Genomic DNA, 20562 nt, shown 5'->3' on the forward strand with positions numbered 1-20562 from the left:
CGTATCCACCAGACCACCCACACCCAGACCCGGGCAGCTTGACAAACACAGAGGCACCCTGGAGAAGTTGGAGACTTTGACGCAGCCCGGGTTTGGTGGAGTTGGGATGTTTGACTCAGTCCCAGTGCGCGTCCTCGTTCCAGGATCGGCCGAAACGCGTTCCAGGCACCTGTCGGAGAGCCGATGGGAATGCCTTTTCTCTACGTCCCACGCGGGCGGGCGTATGTGACAAACGTGGTGACAAACCTGGTCTGGGCTCGGCACATCGTTCTGGTGAGGTTGGAGGATCGAGTCGAGAGAACAGAAAGCCTCGTGGGGTCGGTTCTGGGGCGCGCTAGACGCCCTTCCGCGTGCCGTGTTGCCGAGTTGAATCGCAGGCATCCCCCTGCATTCGTCGCCGCGTGGCGAGACTCAATCTCGATCCTGCGCGTCCCTCGAGGACGCGAAACCCTGGGTTCCTTCATCCGTTGACAGCACCCGGCTGGGAGAGCGTCCACCGCGAGGGCGTAGTCAGGAGGCTCCTGGGGCCCGGGGAAAAGGAGGGATCATGCGACCATGATCACGGTGTTGGTGCTGACGCTGTTCATCGTGAAGCCAGCGGTACCGGCGATGGCTGAGATGTGGACGGGCAGTTAGGGGCCCTGGGCCTCTCCACATGATGTCACGTCGAACTCCAAGACAGCCATGTGCGCGTATCATGACGTGTCGGACTTCTACGTGACTTCGTCGAAGTTCTGGGGGTGGGTACGTGGACGTATCAGATCAAGAGGTACACACATTTCGCGATGACCACTGGTTCAGGCACAGGCACGTTCGAGGGTGGAGACATCGTCTGGGCGTACTGGTCCTGTTTCTTCCTGCATGAGAAGATCTGGTTGATCGGATGGGTGCTCTCCGACAGAAGGCGAGTGTGATGGGCCGGTGGAGTTTGAGTGTCGTAGTGCCCGCTGTGTTTGTGATCGGGTGTACACCAGTTGGCGGGTCTGAGGCGAGCACGACGACATCATTTGCGGGAGTGGTCGACGATGCTGATGTCCGCGGATTGGAGGTGGTGCGTTGCATCCAACAGAAGGGATTCGATGCCAATCTCGACGCCGATGGGGGGCATCGTCATGCGGTTTCCGACGGCGCAAGCGGACGCTGCGCGGGAGGCTCGAGAAACGTGCGCAGGCCTGTCTTTGCAGCCAGATTCCCAACGACCGACAGATCTCCAGCTTCGGGATCTCTATGATCGCTACCTCGAGAAACGTAATTGTCTGGAAGCCGACGGGTACGCCATCGAAGCTCCACCGTCGGTCGATGAGTTCGTCGAGACCTACTTCACTGATCCCTGGCTTCCCTACAATTCGATCCCCAAGACGCTCGATCAGCGTGAGTGGGATCGGTTGAACCGGGTGTGTCCACAACCGTGAGATCTGGCGCCGGGCTGTGCTTGTGTTGAGCGAGGTTGCGACCGGGAGAGGATGTCCCGTCTTCGTCGAAGTTCTGTGGCGGCCTTCGGTTCTTCATTGCGGCACGACATGCTGCGACTCGTAGGCCAAGCAGTCCGGGCTCGCCCGTTGTGGAGGCCGGCTTAGAGCCGGCCGCTGATGCTCCCGAGGTGAGGTTCCCGTGTCGACCTTCGGCATGCTCATCGACATGGCGCCATGGTGCCGGTCGTTTCGGACAGGGTCCGAACCACTTTGGCGTCTAATAGCCTTGCGCGGTGAGCTGCGCTTCGTCGAAGGTGAGCTCACGCAGTGCCATGGCGAAGGAGTCATAGTCTACTTCGGCGAACATGAGGGTACTGATCCAGATGATGACGCTGTGGTCATCGTTCCAGGCGGCAATGTCGAGCCTCGTTCCGTCGATGTAGTCGGTCGTGCAGTGGTTCCAGAAGTTGTACAGGCCGTTGTAGGTGCCGTCGTCATAGACGCCCGTCATGCCGCTGACACGGTCGGTGCCGCCGATGCAGCGGTCCGACCTGTTGTGTGAACGGATCCAGAGTTCCGGCGTCCACGAGTCGTACGGGGTCTTGTGCGCAATGCCGATCTGAAAGCCGGGCGCAGTCCAGTTGGTCGTGTAATCGGTGATGTCGTAGCTGCCGACGGCGTAGAGCTCTATGCCGGTGCCGTACGGTCCGTCCGGCGACGCGTACAGGGGTGTCGCATCGACGGTGAGTTCGACATCGAAGTCGTCGGGCTTGACGGTGTGGATGACACCGTGGGTGTCGTCCAGATCGACGTATTCCCCCGGCCACGGTTCGGTGGCCACCAGGTAGAAGCCTGTGGTCTTGATCCAGTCGAACCCGCCGGTGGCATCTCCTGGCGGCGTCCCGATCGTCGGCAGGGTCGTTGTGGTGGCAGGAGGCAGGGGCCTGGACGTCGTTGTCGTAATCATTGCGGTACCGGTTGCGGCGCCGGCTGCGGTACCGGCTGCGGCGCCGGCTGCGGACCACGTCTGTCCTGTGGAGATGAAGGGGACACCGGAAGAGATGTCACCTTCGTAGAAGAGGTTCTCTGACGGACGGTAGGTCTTGAGAAGGGTCGGTACGGCGGTGCTGTGAGTGAGGATCGTGTCGCAGTACTGGCTGATCCCGTCGAGGTCGGTGTAGGCGGGTGCTCCTTCGACGTCGACGACGATATCCCCGGGCTTGATCCCTACCGCTTCTGCGAGGCTGTTCGGGATGACCGCACGCACGAACAGGCCGGTGGGCAAGCTTCCGTCGGGGGATTGGTAGGCGAGCGCGTTGAGTCCGACGGTGGACAGCGACGTGCCACCGGCGAGCATTTCGATGATGTCGAAGACGAGGACCGTCGGGAGCGCAAAGAACCCGTCCAGAGGCGCCGGGTACCCGACGGCGACGACGGTGCCTTGATCGTCGAACACGGGCGCTCCAAACTCGCCCAGGTACGCGGGGTTGGTGAGTTCCATCATTTCATTGGGGGTGAACGATTCGACGAACCCGGTGCTCTTCAGCCCGTCGGCGACGGTTCCTTCGGTGACGGTGTAGGCGGGCAGATCTGACGGATATCCGACGACGGTGACCTGCTGGTCCACGGCGAGTCCGGAGGAGGTGTCTATGTGGACGTAGTCGTAGTTGTCGCCGTCGATGTCGATGATGGCCAGGTCGTCGCATTCGTCGACGGCGACAACGACTGCAGAGCGGGCCTGAGAGTCGTCACCGACGAACACGTCGATGGCGGTCGCTCCGGCGACGAGATGGTTGACGGTGACCGCATATCCGCGCGGGTCGATGATGAATCCTGTTCCAGAGCCCAGGATCGTGTCGTCCACGCCGGGCGGGTTGACGAACCCGCCGGCGAGGATACGCACAACGGCCGAGGATGCGGCCTGCGGGTCGGTGATGAGAGAACCGGTTCCGACACCACCGTTCCCTGCGGGCGCGCCGGCGGTGGTGGTTGGCGTAGTCGCCTGGCCTTGCGTGTCGGAACCTTCGGGCACGGTGGTGGCGGTGCCGGGTTGGGTTGTCTTCCCGAAAGAGAGACCGATCTGACGGGTGGGGACATCGATCTGCAGGGTGCACGCGGTGAGGGTGATTGCCATGGCGAGCGCGATGAAGCTGCGTTGGTTGCTCATGATGTCCTCTGTGTTTTCGGGGCTGATTGCAGTGGGTCTGATGGTCCTGATCGAGATATGTGGCGCATCATAACGAGTGACATACGAGGCGGTTCTCGAAGGTTCGTCGCCATGTGTGAGCGTCTGTGGCGTGCCTACGCATCTGTTCGGGACGTTCCGTGCCGGCAGACGCCACGACAATATGACGGTTCCCACTGCCCGATAGCGCTCTCGTCGCCGACGCCGGACACTTATCCGATCATGGCTCGCGTCGATCTGTGCCGTTGCGCGGTGTTCAACAACGAGGATCCGGCGGGGTAGGCAGCCAGGCCTCTCGTAGCGTCTTGGCGGGTGGGTGGTGGTTATGGGGGGTCGGGGTCGTGTGGGGGTTTGAGGAATCGTCTGCGTTGGGGTGGGGTGTCGGGGTCGATGCGGTATCCGAGGCGGTGGATGATGACGTGGTGGTGGTACCAGCACAGGGTGGTGAGGTTGTCGGGGTCGTTGTCGGCTCCGGAGGCCCGCCAGTTGATGTGGTGGGGTTGGAGGCGGTATTGGGAGGTGCAGCCGTCTGCCGTGCATCCTTGGTCTCTGTAGAGGACATAGCGGCGCACCCGGGGTGCGATGGTGGCGGTTCGGTTTCCGATGCCGAGTATCTGACCGTCCTTGGTGGTGGCGGTTACCTCGATGCTGCCTTCACAGAGGATGGCTTGGAGGGTGCGGGGTCCGACGCGTGGCCCGGATGCGATGGTGACGCCGCCCTGGCCGTTGGTGGCGGCTGCTTGGGTGGCGTCGACGAAGATCGTGACGACAGGGCCATGTCCTGTTTCTGTTCCGGTTGCGGTGTCGTTGCAGACTGCGACGAGTGCGTCGGCTTTTCGTTGCGAGATGGTGGGTCGGGTCCCGTCGGGCAGGGGAGGGAATCGGTCTGCCCTTTCGGTGAGGGCTCTGTCGACGATGGCGCCCTCATATCCGGGCAGGGTTCCCCAGAGGCGCCATGTGGATTCGTCCAGGTTGGGCTGCATGACGAGGTGCCGGTTCGTGAAGGCGTCGTGTTCTTGGGAAGGGGTGATGCGTCGGTGGTGGGCGATGCGGCGTCGCAGCCCGGCGATGTCGAAGCCCTGCGACCGTTCGACGAGGTTGTCATGGGGTGCGACGGTGGCGAGGCGGGTCAGTTCGACGGCCCGGTCGAACGAGACGTCGCCGTTCGCGAGTGCTTCGTTCACTTCGTTGGTGTCGCTGCGGGTGATGCGGGTCAACGCTTGGGCGGTTTCGGGGGCGACGTCGAGGCGGGAAGCGACCCACTCGGCCAGCGAACGGCACGCGTCCGCCGTGGGGGTTTGTCGGCGGTCGATTTCGCAGAGCAGGTCCGCCTGGACGGCACGCAGGCGCCCGATCGTGGTTTCGATCTCGATCAGGTCCGTCTCGATCCGATCCGTCGACTCGTTCGTCACCGTGTCCATGTTGTCACCGTATCAGCTGGGCGTGACAGAAAACGGTTGATAACGACCGGTAACGAAACAAAACGCGACAAGACTCTCCCAAGCAAAACTCACCGGTTTCATGTCTGGTTCTCATGCCCTTCTCATGGAGCCGGCGTATCTTTGGGGTCCCTAAGGAGGTATCCATGTTGGCCGTAACGACACTCGCACAGCCCATCCGATTTGGGCTCGATCACATGGAAGGCTGGGGCTGGGGAGCCGCAGTCTTCATGGGTATGTTGGCCGCGCTGTTCATCGCTCTGCTCGTGTGGTTCATCGTCTCGTTGGCCGGCCGGCGTGACGACACGAGCGCACCGTCGGCTTCGCCGTCCCGCGCGAGGGCGTTGCTCGACGAGCGATACGCCAGAGGTGAAATCGAGCGCGACGAGTATCTGCAGCGCAAGGCCGACCTCGAGAGCTGACATCGCGCGGGCCGATGATTTGCAGGTATCCGGTGCCGAGGGTGACGGCCGGGAGCTAGGAGTCAGAGCACGGCTACCGTTTCGAGTATGCCCAGCCTGATCGAGACCTCGGAACTCACTCACCGGTTCGGTGATGTGGTGGCGCTCGATGATCTGAGCCTCGACGTCCCGTCCGGCAGGATCGGTCTGGTTGGAGCCAACGGCGCAGGCAAAACGACGCTCATCCGCATCCTGCTCGGCATGCTCACACCAACACGAGGCAACGCACGGGTGCTCGGCCTCGACGTGCGACACGACACCCTTGCGTTGCGCTCTCGTGTCGGGTACATGCCCGAAGGGGCGTGCCTTCCCGCGGCGCAGACCGCAGCCGACTTCGTCGCCTACGCCGCGGAGCTCGCTGGCATCCCTGCCTCGGACTCGCGGCGCCGTGCATCCGAGATCCTGTTTCTCGTCGGGCTGCACGAGGAGCGATTCCGCTACCTCGGCGATTTCTCGACCGGCATGCTGCAACGGGTGAAGCTGGCGCAGGCCATCGTCCACGATCCAGAAGTGACATTTCTCGACGAACCGGCCGCCGGGCTCGATCCCGAAGGCAGGGAGCACATGCTCGAGTTGATCATCCGACTCGGAGAATTCGGAATCAGTGTCGTGTATTCGTCGCACATCCTCGATGACGTCGAGCGGACCTGCGACTGGGTGGTCATGCTCGACGGTGGCCGATTGGTGCGCTCCGGTCCCATCGCGGCGATGGGGAGCGAAGATGCCCTGACCGTCGAAGTTCTGGACGATCCGGTGGCCTTCGTCCGCTGGTTACACGACCGTGGGGCCAAGGCGGACGCCGTCGGGAGGTCGGTCCGCGTTCGTTTCGATGGGGACCCGTTCAACCTGGTGCGAGACGGCCTCGCCGCCACCTGCACCGGGGTACACCGGATGGGCCGACGGGCGAGAACCCTCGAAGACGCGTTCATCGAGGATGCTCGGCCGCGGGAGGCGACGTGAGCGACGCCATCATCGTCGATCGCGGCTACCGCAGCTATGACGGGCCGCGGCTCGGCTGCAGAGGGGCGATCGCGGCCATCGTGCGCGAGAGTGTGCGTCGGGCGCTCGGCTTGCGCCGGAAGGCGAGGCGCAAGATCCTTCCCTGGTCGCTCATCGCGATGGCGATCATCTCCGTCGCGGCGCTCATCGGCCTGCATTGGGCGGCGCAACGTGCCGGTATCGGACGGCTCGTGGCGTCGCAGCTCCCAGGGTACGGGGAGTACTTCGACGTCATCTCCATGATCGCGTTGCTGTTCATAGCGTTCGTCACCCCCCAGCTCCTGGCCCCCGATCGCCGCGAAGGCATGCTCGCCGTCTACTTCTCGCGTCCGCTGCGCCCCGTGGACTACCTGGGCGCCAAGTTCGCCGGCCTCGGGATTCTCGTCATGGGGTTCTATCTGGTGCCCGAGTTCGTGTTCCACATCTCGCTCGCGACCCTTGCTCCGGAAGGGTTCTTCCCGTACCTGGGAGGCAATCTCGACGTGCTGTGGCAGGTCACCTTTGTGGCGTTCGTCTATTTCATCGGCTACGCCTCGGTCGCCTTCGCAGTGTCTGTATTCGTTCCGCGTACCGGTCTTGCGGCGGGTGTGTTTCTCGGGATCATGATCATCCTGAACCAGATCGTCTCCGCCGTTGTCACGCTGGGCACCTTCCCCGGCTCTCGTTATGTGGCTCTGCTGGCGCTCGAGGAGCATCCCCGGATCGTGCGAGATTGGGTGTTCGGCATCACCACGGGCGAGTACACGGCACGCGTGGCGGGGTTCGACCCGTGGGTCTCGCTCGCCGTCGTGGGGGTTCTCTTCGTCATGATCGCCGTCGCGGTGTTGGGACGCTATCGGAGGTTGACGTGAGCGATCCGCTGTCACCATCCGGTCTCACCGTCGAAGCCCGGAATCTCTCGAGGTGGTTCGGGCAGAAGGTCGCCGTGTCGGAGGTGACCTGTGGGTTCGGTCCGGGGGTCACCGGTCTGCTCGGCCCCAACGGGGCAGGCAAGACCACCTTGCTGCGCATGCTGACCGGTCTCATTCGTCCGTCGGACGGTGAGGTTCGGCTTCTCGGTGTCGACCCGCGATCCCGACCGGACATCTATCGGCAGGTTGCACTGGTTCCCGAGGACGAGACCGTTCATGGGTTCCTCACGGCACGGCAGTTCGTCCACTTCAACGCCACGCTCCAGCGGCTGGGGGATCCGGCGTCCGCTGCCGACAGGGCTTTGGGGCAGGTTGAACTGTCAGACGTGGCCGACAGGCGACTGGCGACGTTCAGCAAAGGGATGCGCCAGCGGGCCAAGGTGGCCGCCGTGCTCGTGCACGAACCTCACGTGCTGTTTCTCGACGAGCCGCTCAACGGAACGGACCCGGTGCAACGAGCGCACCTGATGCGGCTCTTCGTCGAGCTCGGCGAGCAGGGCAAGACCGTCATCGTGTCCTCCCATGTGCTCGGCGAAGTGGAGCGGATGGCCGATCGAGTCGTGGCAATGATCGACGGTCGTGTGGCGGGAGCCGGGACGGTTCCCGCGCTGCGGGATGCGATGTCCGACATACCCAGGAGGTTGCGAGTCGGTTGTGACCGACCGCGGGTCCTCGCCGCGGCGCTCGTTGCGCACGAGTCGGTGGGGGGTGTCACCGTCGAGGGAGAGGATCTGCTCGGAGTCGACGCACTCGATTCCGAAGCGTTCGGCCGGGTGCTGCCACGTATTGCGCTCGATTCGGATGTGCGGCTGGTCTCCGTGGAGCCACAGGACGAATCGCTCGAGAGCACGTTTCGATATCTGGTGAGCCGATGAAGGCCTTCTCAGCCATCAGCGTGTTCACGTTCCGCAGGTTGATGGGTCGTCGGCGGGTCACCGGCCTGCTTTTCTTGACCGTCCTGCCGGCGATCATCGTCGCGTTGATCGGCAGGGATGCAGGCGACCCCGAACATGTGACGCAGGGGTTGACGGTGGGCGTTCTTCTGGCGGTGGCGATTCCGGTGGTTGCCCTCGTCAACTCGACCGCCGCGCTCGGTGACCAGCGACGCGAGCATCTGCTGCCGTACCTGACGCTGAAACCGCTCCCACGATCGGTCATCGTCGGTGCAGCGTTCGTCGGGTCGGTCGTCGCGACGCTCGGCATCGGAGGAGCGGGGGTTGCGGCCCTCTGGCTCGCCGGCGGCTGGGTGACGGGTTCATGGGGCATCGGCTGGCCGGCGGCCGTCGCGCTGACCGTATCAGCCCTTTCCTACGGGGCGGTGTTCATCCCGGTCGGCTACCTGTTCAGGCGAGGAACGCTGATCGGTCTGATCTACATCTTCTTCTGGGAGGCGATCCTGGCCTCGGCCGTCACCACTGTGGCGGCATCGTCGCTGTGGCGAATCGGACTGTCCGCGTATCTCGGGTTGCCGGCCGAGTCGGCAGAGGAGTTCGTGAGGATGCTCGGCACCGTGCAGCCGGGCGTCGGTGGTGCGTTCATCAAGGCCGGTGTGCTCGCCGTCGCATCCGTGGTGCTGACGACATGGCTGCTGCGAAGTCGGGATCAAGTAACTTAGCTGGTACCTCGTATTTCGTAGCTTGCAGATTGGCTCACGCCAATTGTCGACCGTGGCTTCGCCCAAGCAGATACGTTGCCGTAGCGATGCCGGCGGCACCTGCAACCGCCGTCGTAGTGCCGATCACCCGTTTTGCCGTTCTGGAGAACTCGATGATCGGCCAGCCTCGGTGATAGGCGATCGATTCGAGCGCACGGTCGGGGTTGACGGCGACGGGATGTCCGACCAGTTCCAGCATTGGGAGGTCGGAGACCGAATCCGAGTACGCGTAGCACAGACGCAGGTCGTAGCCCCGCTCGGACGCGAGTTTCGAGATGGCGGTCGCCTTTCCCTTCCCGTAGCAGAACGGTTCCGAGAGCCGTCCCGTGTAGACGCCATCGGCGATCTCTGAAACGGTGCCGATCCCGCCGGTCATGCCGACCGCTTCTGCGAACTCCCGAACGATCTCGATTGGAGAAGCGGACACGATGTACGTGTCCCTGCCGGCTTCGTGGTGCAGATCGATGAGCGCCTGAGACTCCCTTCGGACTCCATCGAGGAGTTGAGCGATGACCTCGTCGCCGAGTTCCTCGACATCGGTGACCGGCTTTCCCTTGATCGCCTCGAGGATCCGGTCGCGAACCGCGTCTGCTTTCTCGTCCGAGTATCCCCCGAGCCGGAAGAGGACGGCGTTGACTGCGTCGCCGAGGAGCTGGTTGGTCGTGACCATGCCGTGGCGCCACGCGGCCATACCGAAGGCAAATACCGAAGATCCCGAGATCAGCGTTCTGTCGAGATCGAAGAATGCTGCTGCTGCGTCGTCCATACGACGAGGCTATCACGCGGCCGCTACGCTGGACTCGTGGCAGCAGAAGAAGAACGTATCGCCCTGTTCCTCGACTACGAGAACCTGGCCATTGGCGCCAGGGAGGTTGGCCTCCAATTCGACTTCAAACCGATTGCCGACGCCCTCGCCGAGCGCGGGAGGGTGGTGGTGAGGAAGGCGTATGCAGAGTGGTCGGCCTTCCCGGACGACCGCCGCATGTTGACACGGCACAACGTGGAGCTCACCGAGATCCCGCAGCGTCTGGGTGCCGTGCGCAAGAACGCCGCCGACATCAAGATGGCCGTCGACGCGATCGAGCTCGCATTCGAGAGGGGATACTTGACGACGTTCGTCCTCGGGACGGGGGACAGCGACTTCACGCCACTCGTCCACAAACTGCGATCACTCAACAAACAGGTCATTGGTGTCGGCATCAAGGCGTCCACGTCTGCCCTTCTGCCTCCCGCGTGCGACGAGTTCCTCTTCTACGAACGGCTCAAGGGCGTCGAAGAACCGCGACCCCGCAAGAAGAGCGCCGTCCGGCAAGAGAAGCCGGTCGAGGTCGAGACCGAGACCGAGACCGAGACGGGTGAGAACGGTTCCATCGAGGATCTGGTCACGTTGGTCACCCAGACGCTCGCCGGGCTGCAGAGCACGTCGGGTGGTGCCGTCGTCGCATCGAGCCTCAAGCGGGCGATACTCCGCAAGGATCCGACGTTCTCCGAGTCGGACTTCGGGTTCAGAGGATTCGGCGAGTTGCTGCGCCACCTCGAATCGAGGAACGTGATCGAGTTGGGCGAGGGTCCGGCGAAGGGTGATCCTGTCGTCAGCTTCACGACTGAGGGCAAGGGTGAGGAAGAGGCCTTCAGTCTGCTACGTCAGGTCGTGCGTGAACTCGAAAGCGGGGGGAGTCCTCCGCTCCTGTCCGGGCTGAAGAATCAGCTGCGCAAACGAAGTCCGGGTTTCTCGGAGAGACGCTACGGCTTCAGCGGTTTCCTCCAGTTCTGCAAGGCCGCTCGCACCCGCGGCATCATCGACCTGCACTGGGACGATGACGCCGGCGACTACGTGGTCAGTTCGCAATGAGAAGCGGGCCCTCACGGGCCCGCCACTCGTCACTCGGTCAGGTCGATCACGGCCAGATGCCGCGATGGGAGGCAGCGGTGGTGCACCGTCCCGCAGCCACGATGTACGCAGCGGTCCTCAGGTTGGGATAAGGAACTTCCTCTCCCGGATGGGATGCCGACCATACGGCTCGAGTCTCCTCGATCCCCTCCTGCACCTCGGCCAGGGTCGAGATCACTTTGTCCGTTGCCCGATACATCTTCTTGCGGAGCTTCGTGTGGACCTCTTCCTCGTCCCACTGCTGATCTTCGATGTTCTGGACCCATTCGTAGTACGAGACGACGACGCCGCCTGCGTTGGCCAGAATGTCGGGCAGGACGGGGATTCCCTTCGCTGCAAGGATTTCATCGGCCATCGGCGTGGTGGGACCGTTGGCGGCTTCCACGACGATCTTGGCCTTGATCCGATCCGCGTTCGCTGCTGTGATCTGATTCTCGAGTGCAGCCGGAATCAGGACGTCGCAGGGCACCTCGAGCACCTCCAGCGGCGCGAGCTCCTTCGTCCCGCCGAGCCCGACAACACTGCCGGATTCGTCCTTGTGCTCTTCGACACGAGCCATGTCGAGGCCGTTGGGGTCGAAGATTCCGCCCTTCGAGTCGCTCACTGCGACGATGATTGCTCCGGCCCTTTCGAACAAGATCGCTGCATTCCGACCGGCGTTGCCGAACCCCTGGATCGCCACCGTTGCCCCCTCGAGTGAGGGAAGGTCGGGCAGTTCGCCGAGATGGAGGAAACGTTCGGTCACGAACAAGGCTCCCTGTGCGGTGGCCGTCGGGCGCCCGAGCGAACCGCCGAGGTCGAGTGGCTTTCCGGTCACGACCGGTCGGTTGTTCTGTCCGGGGTGCATCATCGAATACGTATCGAAGATCCACGCCATGGTCTGGGCGTCGGTGTAGACGTCGGGGGCGGGGATATCGGTGTACGGACCGATGTTGGAGCCGAGCGCCGCGATGAAGCGGCGTGTGATCGAGGCCTTCTCGTGTTGGGAAATCTTGCGGGGGTCGACTTGGACACCGCCCTTTGCACCGCCGAACGGAATGTCGACGAGGGCGCATTTGAGGGTCATCCAGGCCGCCAGCGCCCGGACCTCATCTTCACTCACCTGGGGATGGAAACGGATGCCTCCTTTTCCGGGACCACGGACTGCCGAGTTGAGCACCCGGTAGCCATAGAACACCTCGATATGACCATCATCCATGCGGATGGGCAGGGTCACGTTGACCGATTGTTCCGGTTCGAACAGCCACTCGGTAAGACCGGGGGACTCAGCCAGTTCCCGAATGTACGGGATCACCTGCTCGAACTGATGTCGAGCAATGTGGTTCGGGTTGAGGTCCTCTGTGAGGGCGCGCTCGGGCGCTGTCATGGTGTCTCCTCTGGACATGCCGGCTTTGGGTGTGCGGAACAGATGCTCCTGGGAAGGAGCGTGGTCTCGGTTCGAGCCGGCTGGTGCGATCCCGGACCTGGCACGCCGGGAAGTCTACGTTGTCGGGCCGGAAAAGTCACAACGAGCAACCGCTCGCCGAGCGCCCTATGCGTGGTCGCGACGCCTCGTCGAGCGGCGGCGTGTTCTTCCGGCTGGAGCGGCCTGTGACTATGGCAAACTAGTGTCCCGGCAGGCTGTCTGCCGAGGCACTGGCGGTCTGCGCGGCATGCCGAGAGGAGAGTTCTCGTGAGGAGTTGGGCCGAACCTTTCAAGATCAAGATGGTGGAGGCAATTCGCATGACCACACGTGAAGAACGTGTGCGAGCGAACGAGGAGGCCGGATACAACACGTTCCTCCTGCGGTCCGAGGATGTCTACATAGATCTGTTGACCGACTCCGGCACGTCCGCGATGTCCGATTACCAGTGGGCCGGCCTCATGTACGGGGATGAGGCGTACGCAGGCAGCCGGAGTTTCTATCACCTCGTCGACGCGGTCGCCGACGTCTACGGCTATCCGGAACTCATTCCCACCCACCAGGGGCGGGGCGCCGAGCATCTCCTCAGTCAGATCCTGATCAAGCCCGGCGATGTCATTCCGGGGAACATGTACTTCACCACGACCCGATTCCATCAGGAATACGCAGGGGGGAAGTTCGTGGACGTCATCGTCGACGAGGCCCATCAGCCCGAGAGCCGGTTCCCGTTCAAGGGCAACGTCGATCTCGGCAAGTTGAGGGCCGTCGTCGACGAATACGGCGCCGACAAGATCCCGTACATCTCGTTGGAGACCAACGTCAACCTCGCGGGCGGTCAGCCCGTATCGATGGCGAATCTGAAGGAGGTGTACGAGTACTGCCGGAGTCAGGGCATCCTCGTCATGCTCGATGCGACCCGGGCTCTCGAGAACGCCTACTTCATTCAGCAGCGGGAATCCGACTACTTCGACAAGAGCGTCAAAGAGATCCTCTACGAGATCTGTTCATATTCGGACGGTGCCACGGTCTCGTCGAAGAAGGACAACCTCGTGAACATCGGCGGGTTCCTGGCATTGCGTGACCCGGAACTCGCCAGGAGGGCCCGAGCCCTGCTGGTCGCCTTCGAGGGGCTGCACACCTACGGGGGCATGTCCGGTCGTGACATGGAGGCGCTCGCTCGAGGGATCAGGGAGATGGTTGCCACCGACGATCATGTTCGGGCAAGGGTCGGGCAGGTCGAGTATCTCGGACAACAGCTCGAAAAGGCCGGCGTGCCGATTGTGGAACCGATCGGCGGTCACGGGATCTTCCTCGATGCGATGTCGATCCTGCCGCACATCCCACAGGATCAGTTCCCGGCTCAGGCGCTCACCGCGGCGCTGTATCTCGACTCTGGTGTCCGAGGCATGGAGCGGGGCATCGTCTCCGCCGGTCGAGACCCGGAGACCGGCGATCATCACTACCCGAAGCTCGAGTTGGTGCGGCTCGCCATTCCGCGGCGCGTGTACACGCAGTCGCACATGGATGTGGTGGCCGAGACGGTGGTCAACGTGTATGAGAATCGCGACGCCATCGGCGGTCTCGAGTTCACGTACGAGCCGCCCGAACTGCGTTTCTTCCAGGCGAGGTTTCGACCGATCGAGAGCTGATCTCCGAGAGGCCGAATACTGCCGATCGTAGGCCCGCAGTAATGTTGGGGGCTCATGGTTCTCGATCGCCTCAGACTGCACCGCGCTCACGAACAGTGGGACACCGCCCGCTTCCTCGGGCTGGCCGTGGTCGTCGGCGTCTTGGTCGGTGCGGCCGCCTCTCTGCTGATCGCGATGATCCAGTGGGTACGCGACGGCGTCGGCCAGATTCCGCTCGGCCGCTGGGTGCCGGTCCTTGTCATCCCACTCGGGATTCTGGTGGCATGGTTCGTCGCCCGCCGGTGGTCGCCTGAGGTCGAGGGCGACGGCGTTCCGGCAACGATCGAGGGGCTGACGATACGGTCCGGATACCTGCCGAGCCGGGCTGTGATCTGGAAGTTCATCGCGACGTCGTTGACTCTGGGCGCGGGTGGTTCAGGGGGTCGGGAGGGTCCGATCGTGCAGATCGGAGCCACGATCGGCTCGTCCATCGCCCGGCATACGAACCTGGGTGAGGATCAGGTCCGGAGCCTGGTTGCCGCCGGCGCGGGAGCTGCAATCGGCGCGAGCTTCAACGCCCCGATCGCCGGCATGCTGTTCGCCATGGAAGTGATCTTGCGCACGCTCTCGGTTCGGCATCTCTCTGCAGTGGTCGTTGCCTCGGTCGCTGCTGCCGTGACAACCAGGAGCATCACCCGCGGGGCGGAGGTCCTGAGGGCTCCGGCGTACGGCCTCATCCCGCACAGGGAGTGGCAGGAGCTGCTCGTCTACGCCGCGCTCGGGATTGCCATCGCCGTGCTCGCCTGGGCGTTCCTGCGGGTGCTGGGAGCGATCGAGGAACTCTCGGAACGATTCTCGAGATGGCCGTGGCTGCGTCCCGTCGTTGCCGGGCTCGTGATCGCACTGATCGGCGTCGTGGAGCCGGACGTGCTCGGCACCGGACAGGACTTCGTGGCACGAATCGTCAACATCTCGGTCTCCGGAACCCAGGTCTGGTGGCTGCTGATGGTTCTCGTCGTGCTGAAGATCATCACCACGTCTGCGACGATCGGTTCCGGCGGTTCGGGGGGAGCGTTCATGCCCAGCCTCTTCATCGGGGCAGCCTTCGGTGCCGGCCTCGCCGAGCTCCTGGCGCCCGCGTGGACGCTGTCGGCGCTTCGGCCCGGCCCGTTCGCCGTCGTCGGAATGGCGGCCATGTTCGCGGCGGTCGCACGTGCGCCCCTGACCTCCATTCTGATCGTGTTCGAGATCACCCAGGACTACAAGCTCGTGCTCCCGCTCATGCTTGCCGTGTCCCTCGCCACCCTCATCGCCGACGTGCTGAGTCCGGAGAGCGTGTACACGATGCCGCTGATCCGCAAGGGCATCCAACTGGTCCGCGCTTCCGAGGTCGATGTACTCGACACCATCATGGTCGGTGACGTGATGTCCCGGCAGGCCCCGGTCACTCCACACATGACTCTGGAGGAGGCCACCGAGATCCTCAATGAACATGGCCACCATGGCGCCGCGGTCCTCGACCACGGCCGTCTCATCGGCGTGCTGAGCATGTCGGACATTCTTCGGCAGAAGTCGGTCGGTCTGGTCGCCGACGCGATGACGCAGCGTCCCGTGACCGTGACCGCGAACACTCCGGTGAGCCAGGCGCTGGAACGTATGGCCGCGCTCGGCGTTTCCCGGCTCCCCGTCGTTGCAGAGGACGACTCCACCCATCTCGTGGGGATGTTCCGGCGGAGAGATATTGTCAACGCCTATCACGTCGCCCTGGGCTCGGCCACCGGTGTCCAGCTGGCGAGAGATCGTCTGCAGCGCAAGACCGAGCCCGGCGTCTCGTTCTATGAGGTCCAGGTACCGGCGGGGCTCAGCGGGCAGCTACTCAAAGACGTCTCATGGCCGGATGACTGCACGATCGTTTCCGTCAGGCGCCGGACGACCGTCTACGTTCCTCGCGGGAGCACACGTCTGGAAGCAGGCGATGTCATTACCATGTTCGGCAGTACCGCAGCCAGAGACGAACTCGTGGCTCGTATGGAGCAGATTGGCCGGGCAGATTCCGCAGATATGCAATAGAATTGTGTCAAGGAGGAGTTGTGACCCTTCGTAAAGGCATGCACGTTCGGGAGTTGACCAAGAAGGTCGGTCAGGTCGGGCGCACCGGCGTCGTCGTCGCGATTCGTGATGGGATCGTCGAAGTGCGCTGGGACGACGGCCGGGTCAGCACACTCTCCGGAGCCGTGCTCGTACCAATTCAGACATCATCGAACGCGGCCAAGTAGCGCAGCGGGTTCTCAGGACGCTTGAGCCGGTGCAGCCGCCGACTCGGGGAGCGTCAGCGTGAATGTGCTGCGCTCATCCCTCGAGTAGACCAGGTCGCCTCCCATGAGCCGGGCGAGGTGCCGCGATACGGTGAGGCCGAGTCCGACCGAATTCGGCTGAGACCCCGGTTCGTGGTCCCGTGTGTACGGTTCGAAGATTCGTTCTTCGAGGCCCGCGCTGATCCCTGGGCCATCGTCGGAGACGTGGAGAGCGACGAATCCGTTCTTGACTTCCGTACTCACCTCGATGTGCCGACCTCCGTACCGGACGGCGTTGGTGATGAGATTGCGGATGACCTGGCGGAGGCGAGCCGGGTCGGCCCACGTCTCGGCATGATCTGCAATGACCGTGATGCGTCGCTGGGAAGGCTCGTCGAGGGCCGCAACGACGCTGTCGATCTGCTCGGTGATCGAGACAATCCGTGGCGCGATCGCCACCTTGCCGATCTCCGCGCGTGCGGCGACCAGCAAGTCCTCGACCAGGTTTGCGACATCGGAGGCCTGATCGGCGAGGAGGTCCATGAACTCGTGGATCTCGTCGGTGGAGAAGACCTTCCACGAAGATCGCAGCTCTTGCGCGAGGCCGACGACTGCCGTGAGGGGGGTGCGCAGTTCGTGAGAGACGGAAGCGACGAACTCGTCTTTGGACCGGATGAGCCGTTCCAGGCGGTGTTGCGTTTCGATGCGCTCCGTCAGGTCTCGGAACGTGGCGGAGATGTGGGTGATCGTTCCATCGTCGCGACGATGCGCGAGCACCACGGCCGATCCCGGGATCGTCTCACCGTTTGGTGCGTGCAAGGTCACATCACCGGTCCACCAGCCTGAGTCGAGCAGCGTCCGGAAGATGTCCTTGATCCCTTCTCCGGAGTCCGTCTCGATCATTCCGGCGACGTTCAGTGGTGGTAGAGAACCCTCGGAGGAGAGCCCGTACCACTCGCGCCCGGCACGATTCACATACGTCAGATGGCCTTGGACGTCGACGATCCCGACCAGGTCCGGGGTCGCCTCGAGGATCTTGATCATCTGGTCGCGATCGGCTTCCGCCTGGCGTCGCTCGGTGATGTCTTGGATCAATCCGATCATCAGTTCCGGCTCGCCCTGATCGTCGTGGACGACGGTGACCGAGAGTTCGACCCAGAGAGGGCGGCCGTCGGCGTGCAGGTATCGCTTGGAGAATCGGTAGGAGGGGATCTCACCGGCGAGGAGCTGTTCTCTGAGTGGGAGATCGATTCCCCGGTCCTCGGGATGGGTGATGTCGGCGATGGACATGGTCTTGAGTTCTTCGATGGATCTCCCGAGTGTGCGGGCGATTTCGGCGTTGGCGGCGATGATCCGTTGGTCCAGGTCTATGGCAACGATGCCGATGGGGGCGTGCTGGAAGATTGCCTGCAGCCGAGCCTCTGATTCGCGCAGGGCTTGCTCGGCCTGGTGGCGTGCCGACGTGTCGGTGAGGGCACCTTCGAAGTACGCGATCTCGCCTTCGTCGTCGAACACCACTCGGGAACTGTCCCGGACCCAGATGGTGCTTCCGTCGTACCTGCGGAGCTGTTCCTCGACACCGATGAACCTGCCTTCGCTCTCGAGCCTCTCGATGATCTCTTTTCTCCGGGCTTCTCGGACGTACGCGTCGTGCACGTCGAGATTGAGCATTGTCTGTCGATCCGGATACCCGAGCAGCTCGACGAGCGCCGGGTTGGCGTCGAGGATGTGACCCTCGGGAGTAGTCCGGTACAAGGCGGCCGGAATCCCTTCGAACAGACTTCGGTACCGCTCCTCTGATGCGGCGAGGGCCTCTTCCGCGGCCTTCTGCTCCGAGATGTCGAGCGTTTGCGCGAAGTAGGAGTGGGGGTTGCCCTCCTCGTCACGAATCAGCGTGGCCACGATGCCGGCCCAGAAGACGGAGCCGTCCGACCGTACGAGGCGACCCTCGATTTGCCAGTGGGGGGTGACGCCGTCGAGGGCACGGAGGAGTCGGTGCTCGGTCTCATCCTCATCTGCCTCGTCGATGACATCCTGCCACGTCATGGTGAGGAGGGTCTCCTTGTCGTAGCGAAGCTGCTCGCAGAACGCCGGGTTGATCTGGGTGATCTTGCCCTCGAGTTCGAACATGGCCATCCCCATGGCAGCACCCTCGAACGACAGACGAAATCGCTCTTCGCTCGCAGCGAGATCTCTCCGCGATTCATCGAGGACCCTGGAGATGCTGAACATGATCACCGTGGTGTAGAGGACAATGGCGAGCGGCAGACCGAGCTCGCCGATCCGGTCGATCCAGCTATCTGTCGGGCCGTGGAAGAACGGCAGTGGGTGGGCCACCAGGTGTGCCAGGGCCATGCCGAGGATGAGCACGAGGGTTGCTGCGACCATGCGCAGCGCTTGCTTTCGATCCAAGACGATCGCTGCGACGACGATCACGAAGGCGAGGAGGAAGTAGACCGCCGAGACGGGGCCGAACATCCACCAGATGAGGGCCGTGCCGGTGAGGTCGGTTGCCAGAGCCCAGGCCATGTCGGATTTCCGGAGCCGTACGATGTTCCAGGTCGCGGCGAGTGTTGTTACGACGGCGAGGATTCCCACTTCGGTCGAGCGGTCCAGCCACCAGCCGGCAGCGAGTACCGGGACTGCAATGGCGTATCCGATTGCTCGCAGGCGCAGCAATGACCGCGAAACACTTTTCGGGAGGTACCCGTCCATGACGCTGACATCGGCCGTGCCGACGGTCTGCTTGAGCTAAAGGTATTGGCCAGGGGTCACGTTGGGAGCTTCCAGCGACTTGCGGGACCGAACCTCCGCGAGTTGAGCCTGTGCCGCCATCTGCTGGGTCCACAAGCTCGCCTGGATGCCGTGGAAGAGCCCTTCGAGCCACCCGACGAGCTGCGCCTGGGCGATACGGAGCTCAGACTCGGAGGGGATCTCCGAGGTGAGGGGGAGGAAGATCTCGTCCAGCTCTTCTTTCAGGTCGTCGGAGAGCACTTCTTTGAGTTCTTCGAGGGTGCGTGTGTAGACGGCGAGGAGACGTTTGCGCCCTGCCTCGTCGAGGGGGGCCTGGCGGACTTCCTCGAGCATCGCCCGGGTCATCGACGCGATGCGGATCAGCTTGGTTGGCTGTGTGACCGCCGACTCCACGACCTCGGGCTCTACAACCTCGGGCTCGATCGCCGGTTCGTCCGTCTGTGGGTGTTCGTCCATGACCAGATGAGCCTAGTGCGTTGCCCGCCGGTGGCCGCGGCCGGTAGTCAGTTCTCAGACGGTATTACGTACTTCGTATTTCGTACCGCGGTGCAGCATCGACGCAAGGCCGTGGGGCGGACGTGAGCCCGTTGCCGATGACTGCTGGCTGCTGGCCGCTGCCTGCTGGCCGATTCAGCATCTGGCATCGAGCCGTTGGGTGTTGTAGACTATCGTCAAACAGCAAGGAATGGTATGACGGACGAGTACCCACAGATTCTCGATACGGCACACGTCGCCGAACTGCTCGGCATGAACATTCAGATGGTACGCAAGTACGCCAGAGAGGGGCGCATCCCTGCGTACCGGTTGCCCGGGGGGCGCACGTTCCGGTTCTTTCGCGACGAGATCTTCGAGTTCGTGAAACAGCATCCTGCGAGCGAATTGCAGGCCGACCTGAAACCTGGTGAGTGATGCCGGCCATGCGCGCCGTGTGTTGCTCGGAGAGCCGCTAGCTCTTGGGCCGGACGACGAATGCGATCTGCGACAGCGGGACGAAGACGTCTTGACCATCGGCAGTGGTCAGCATCAGGTGGTCCTTCGCCACGGCGGAGATATGTCCTTTCATGGAGACCCCCGCGTGCGGGGCGACGATCTCGACCAGCTCGCCGGTGAGCTCGTACTCGGAGAGCCGTGCTTTGAAGGTATCCGCGCCGGCGACGCGGTCGAAGCCGTCGGAGTAGGCGCGGCGCCTGATCACGAGATGCAGCGGACCGACGAGATTGGCATCGATCCAGCCGCCGTCGGTTTCCAGCGACACCAGATCGCCGCGAGCGTACCGCACCGTTCCCACGTACGAGCGATCGGAAGAGGCCACCGCCAGCAGGTCGCCGCGGGTCATCGCGTCGAACGCGACGTCACCCAATGCACGCGCACGCTTTGCCAGCTTTGCAGCATCGGACTCGGACTCCTCTGCTTCGGAGCGCACCGTGTGCTCGAGATCGTCGTTCCAGCTATCCACAACTCCTCGCAGGACCTCGACGAATTACCAGCCAGTGGCAAGTCACACTACCGGCAAGATATGATGACCGTCTCA

At 63.3% G+C, this 20562-nt stretch carries 18 protein-coding genes; 11 read left to right on the forward strand and 7 right to left on the reverse strand.

The genetic code is table 11. From position 1 onward, the window contains the following. Positions 1-1079: 1079 nt before the first annotated feature. Entirely contained in the window at positions 1080-1412 is a 333-nt protein-coding gene (locus GWP04_02610; GenBank protein NIA24441.1) for a hypothetical protein, read from the forward strand. 277 nt (positions 1413-1689) lie between these two features. On the opposite strand, the gene GWP04_02615 is transcribed toward GWP04_02610, so the two are convergent. Both GWP04_02615 and GWP04_02620 read right to left on the reverse strand, forming a co-directional pair. Further along, positions 1690-3579: a hypothetical protein gene (locus GWP04_02615; GenBank protein NIA24442.1), complete on the reverse strand. Its 1890-nt coding sequence runs from the start codon at positions 3577-3579 to the stop codon at positions 1690-1692. A gap of 341 nt (positions 3580-3920) precedes the next feature. After that, positions 3921-5018, reverse strand: a complete 1098-nt coding sequence (locus GWP04_02620; GenBank protein ID NIA24443.1) for a DUF222 domain-containing protein — start codon at positions 5016-5018, stop codon at positions 3921-3923. A gap of 215 nt (positions 5019-5233) precedes the next feature. On the opposite strand from GWP04_02620, the gene GWP04_02625 reads away from it, so the two are divergent. The 5 genes from GWP04_02625 (at position 5234) to GWP04_02645 (ending at position 9022) form a co-directional block, all read left to right on the forward strand. Further along, entirely contained in the window at positions 5234-5458 is a 225-nt protein-coding gene (locus GWP04_02625) for an SHOCT domain-containing protein (GenBank protein NIA24444.1), read from the forward strand. 96 nt (positions 5459-5554) lie between these two features. After that, the gene (locus GWP04_02630; protein NIA24445.1) at positions 5555-6457 is read left to right on the forward strand and encodes an ATP-binding cassette domain-containing protein; all 903 of its coding nucleotides are present in this window, start codon (positions 5555-5557) and stop codon (positions 6455-6457) included. After that, entirely contained in the window at positions 6454-7347 is an 894-nt protein-coding gene (locus tag GWP04_02635; GenBank protein NIA24446.1) for a hypothetical protein, read from the forward strand. The genes GWP04_02630 and GWP04_02635 overlap by 4 nt, the downstream gene beginning before the upstream one ends. 8 nt (positions 7348-7355) lie before the next feature. Continuing rightward, positions 7356-8282 carry an ATP-binding cassette domain-containing protein gene (locus GWP04_02640; GenBank protein ID NIA24447.1) on the forward strand — a complete coding sequence of 309 codons (927 nt, stop codon included), beginning with the start codon at positions 7356-7358 and terminating at the stop codon, positions 8280-8282. Then, complete coding sequence (locus tag GWP04_02645) at positions 8279-9022, forward strand: hypothetical protein (GenBank protein NIA24448.1); 744 nt, start codon at positions 8279-8281, stop codon at positions 9020-9022. The genes GWP04_02640 and GWP04_02645 overlap by 4 nt, the downstream gene beginning before the upstream one ends. Before the next feature lie 34 nt (positions 9023-9056). On the opposite strand, the gene GWP04_02650 is transcribed toward GWP04_02645, so the two are convergent. Continuing rightward, positions 9057-9827: an HAD-IB family hydrolase gene (locus GWP04_02650; GenBank protein NIA24449.1), complete on the reverse strand. Its 771-nt coding sequence runs from the start codon at positions 9825-9827 to the stop codon at positions 9057-9059. A 36-nt stretch (positions 9828-9863) separates the two neighbouring features. On the opposite strand from GWP04_02650, the gene GWP04_02655 reads away from it, so the two are divergent. Continuing rightward, on the forward strand, positions 9864-10913 hold the full coding sequence (locus tag GWP04_02655) for an NYN domain-containing protein (protein NIA24450.1): 1050 nt from the start codon (positions 9864-9866) through the stop codon (positions 10911-10913). Positions 10914-10959: 46 nt separating this feature from the next. On the opposite strand, the gene GWP04_02660 is transcribed toward GWP04_02655, so the two are convergent. Next, entirely contained in the window at positions 10960-12318 is a 1359-nt protein-coding gene (locus GWP04_02660; protein ID NIA24451.1) for a glutamate dehydrogenase, read from the reverse strand. Between the two features lie 339 nt (positions 12319-12657). On the opposite strand from GWP04_02660, the gene GWP04_02665 reads away from it, so the two are divergent. The 3 genes from GWP04_02665 to GWP04_02675 are packed head-to-tail and all read left to right on the forward strand — an operon-like array spanning position 12658 to position 16259. Continuing rightward, the gene (locus GWP04_02665; GenBank protein NIA24452.1) at positions 12658-14004 is read left to right on the forward strand and encodes a tyrosine phenol-lyase; all 1347 of its coding nucleotides are present in this window, start codon (positions 12658-12660) and stop codon (positions 14002-14004) included. A gap of 54 nt (positions 14005-14058) precedes the next feature. After that, positions 14059-16053, forward strand: a complete 1995-nt coding sequence (locus tag GWP04_02670; GenBank protein ID NIA24453.1) for a CBS domain-containing protein — start codon at positions 14059-14061, stop codon at positions 16051-16053. Between the two features lie 20 nt (positions 16054-16073). Continuing rightward, a complete protein-coding gene (locus GWP04_02675) occupies positions 16074-16259 on the forward strand; it encodes a hypothetical protein (protein ID NIA24454.1) in 186 nt (61 codons plus the stop codon). A gap of 12 nt (positions 16260-16271) precedes the next feature. On the opposite strand, the gene GWP04_02680 is transcribed toward GWP04_02675, so the two are convergent. Both GWP04_02680 and GWP04_02685 read right to left on the reverse strand, forming a co-directional pair. Further along, positions 16272-18956 carry a PAS domain S-box protein gene (locus GWP04_02680; GenBank protein ID NIA24455.1) on the reverse strand — a complete coding sequence of 895 codons (2685 nt, stop codon included), beginning with the start codon at positions 18954-18956 and terminating at the stop codon, positions 16272-16274. A gap of 72 nt (positions 18957-19028) precedes the next feature. Continuing rightward, positions 19029-19487 carry a DUF2587 domain-containing protein gene (locus tag GWP04_02685; protein ID NIA24456.1) on the reverse strand — a complete coding sequence of 153 codons (459 nt, stop codon included), beginning with the start codon at positions 19485-19487 and terminating at the stop codon, positions 19029-19031. Between the two features lie 234 nt (positions 19488-19721). Here GWP04_02685 and GWP04_02690 point away from each other — a divergent pair, with 234 nt between their 5' ends. Next, entirely contained in the window at positions 19722-19940 is a 219-nt protein-coding gene (locus GWP04_02690; protein NIA24457.1) for a helix-turn-helix domain-containing protein, read from the forward strand. A gap of 37 nt (positions 19941-19977) precedes the next feature. On the opposite strand, the gene GWP04_02695 is transcribed toward GWP04_02690, so the two are convergent. Further along, complete coding sequence (locus GWP04_02695) at positions 19978-20487, reverse strand: hypothetical protein (protein NIA24458.1); 510 nt, start codon at positions 20485-20487, stop codon at positions 19978-19980. Positions 20488-20562 lie beyond the last annotated feature (75 nt).

The sequence above is a fragment of the Gammaproteobacteria bacterium genome, from assembly GCA_011682695.1.
Lineage (GTDB): Bacteria > Actinomycetota > Acidimicrobiia > Spongiisociales > UBA4744 > BMS3Bbin01.

Excerpts from the sequence above, each read along its gene's own strand:
- GWP04_02610 (NIA24441.1), top strand. The coding sequence starts at position 1,080 with ATGCCAATCTCGACGCCGATGGGGGGCATCGTCATGCGGTTTCCGACG.
- GWP04_02615 (NIA24442.1), bottom strand. The coding sequence starts at position 3,579 with ATGAGCAACCAACGCAGCTTCATCGCGCTCGCCATGGCAATCACCCTC.
- GWP04_02620 (NIA24443.1), bottom strand. The coding sequence starts at position 5,018 with ATGGACACGGTGACGAACGAGTCGACGGATCGGATCGAGACGGACCTG.
- GWP04_02625 (NIA24444.1), top strand. The coding sequence starts at position 5,234 with ATGGAAGGCTGGGGCTGGGGAGCCGCAGTCTTCATGGGTATGTTGGCC.
- GWP04_02645 (NIA24448.1), top strand. The coding sequence starts at position 8,279 with ATGAAGGCCTTCTCAGCCATCAGCGTGTTCACGTTCCGCAGGTTGATG.
- GWP04_02650 (NIA24449.1), bottom strand. The coding sequence starts at position 9,827 with ATGGACGACGCAGCAGCAGCATTCTTCGATCTCGACAGAACGCTGATC.
- GWP04_02660 (NIA24451.1), bottom strand. The coding sequence starts at position 12,318 with ATGACAGCGCCCGAGCGCGCCCTCACAGAGGACCTCAACCCGAACCAC.
- GWP04_02665 (NIA24452.1), top strand. The coding sequence starts at position 12,658 with ATGGTGGAGGCAATTCGCATGACCACACGTGAAGAACGTGTGCGAGCG.
- GWP04_02670 (NIA24453.1), top strand. The coding sequence starts at position 14,059 with ATGGTTCTCGATCGCCTCAGACTGCACCGCGCTCACGAACAGTGGGAC.
- GWP04_02685 (NIA24456.1), bottom strand. The coding sequence starts at position 19,487 with ATGGACGAACACCCACAGACGGACGAACCGGCGATCGAGCCCGAGGTT.
- GWP04_02690 (NIA24457.1), top strand. The coding sequence starts at position 19,722 with ATGACGGACGAGTACCCACAGATTCTCGATACGGCACACGTCGCCGAA.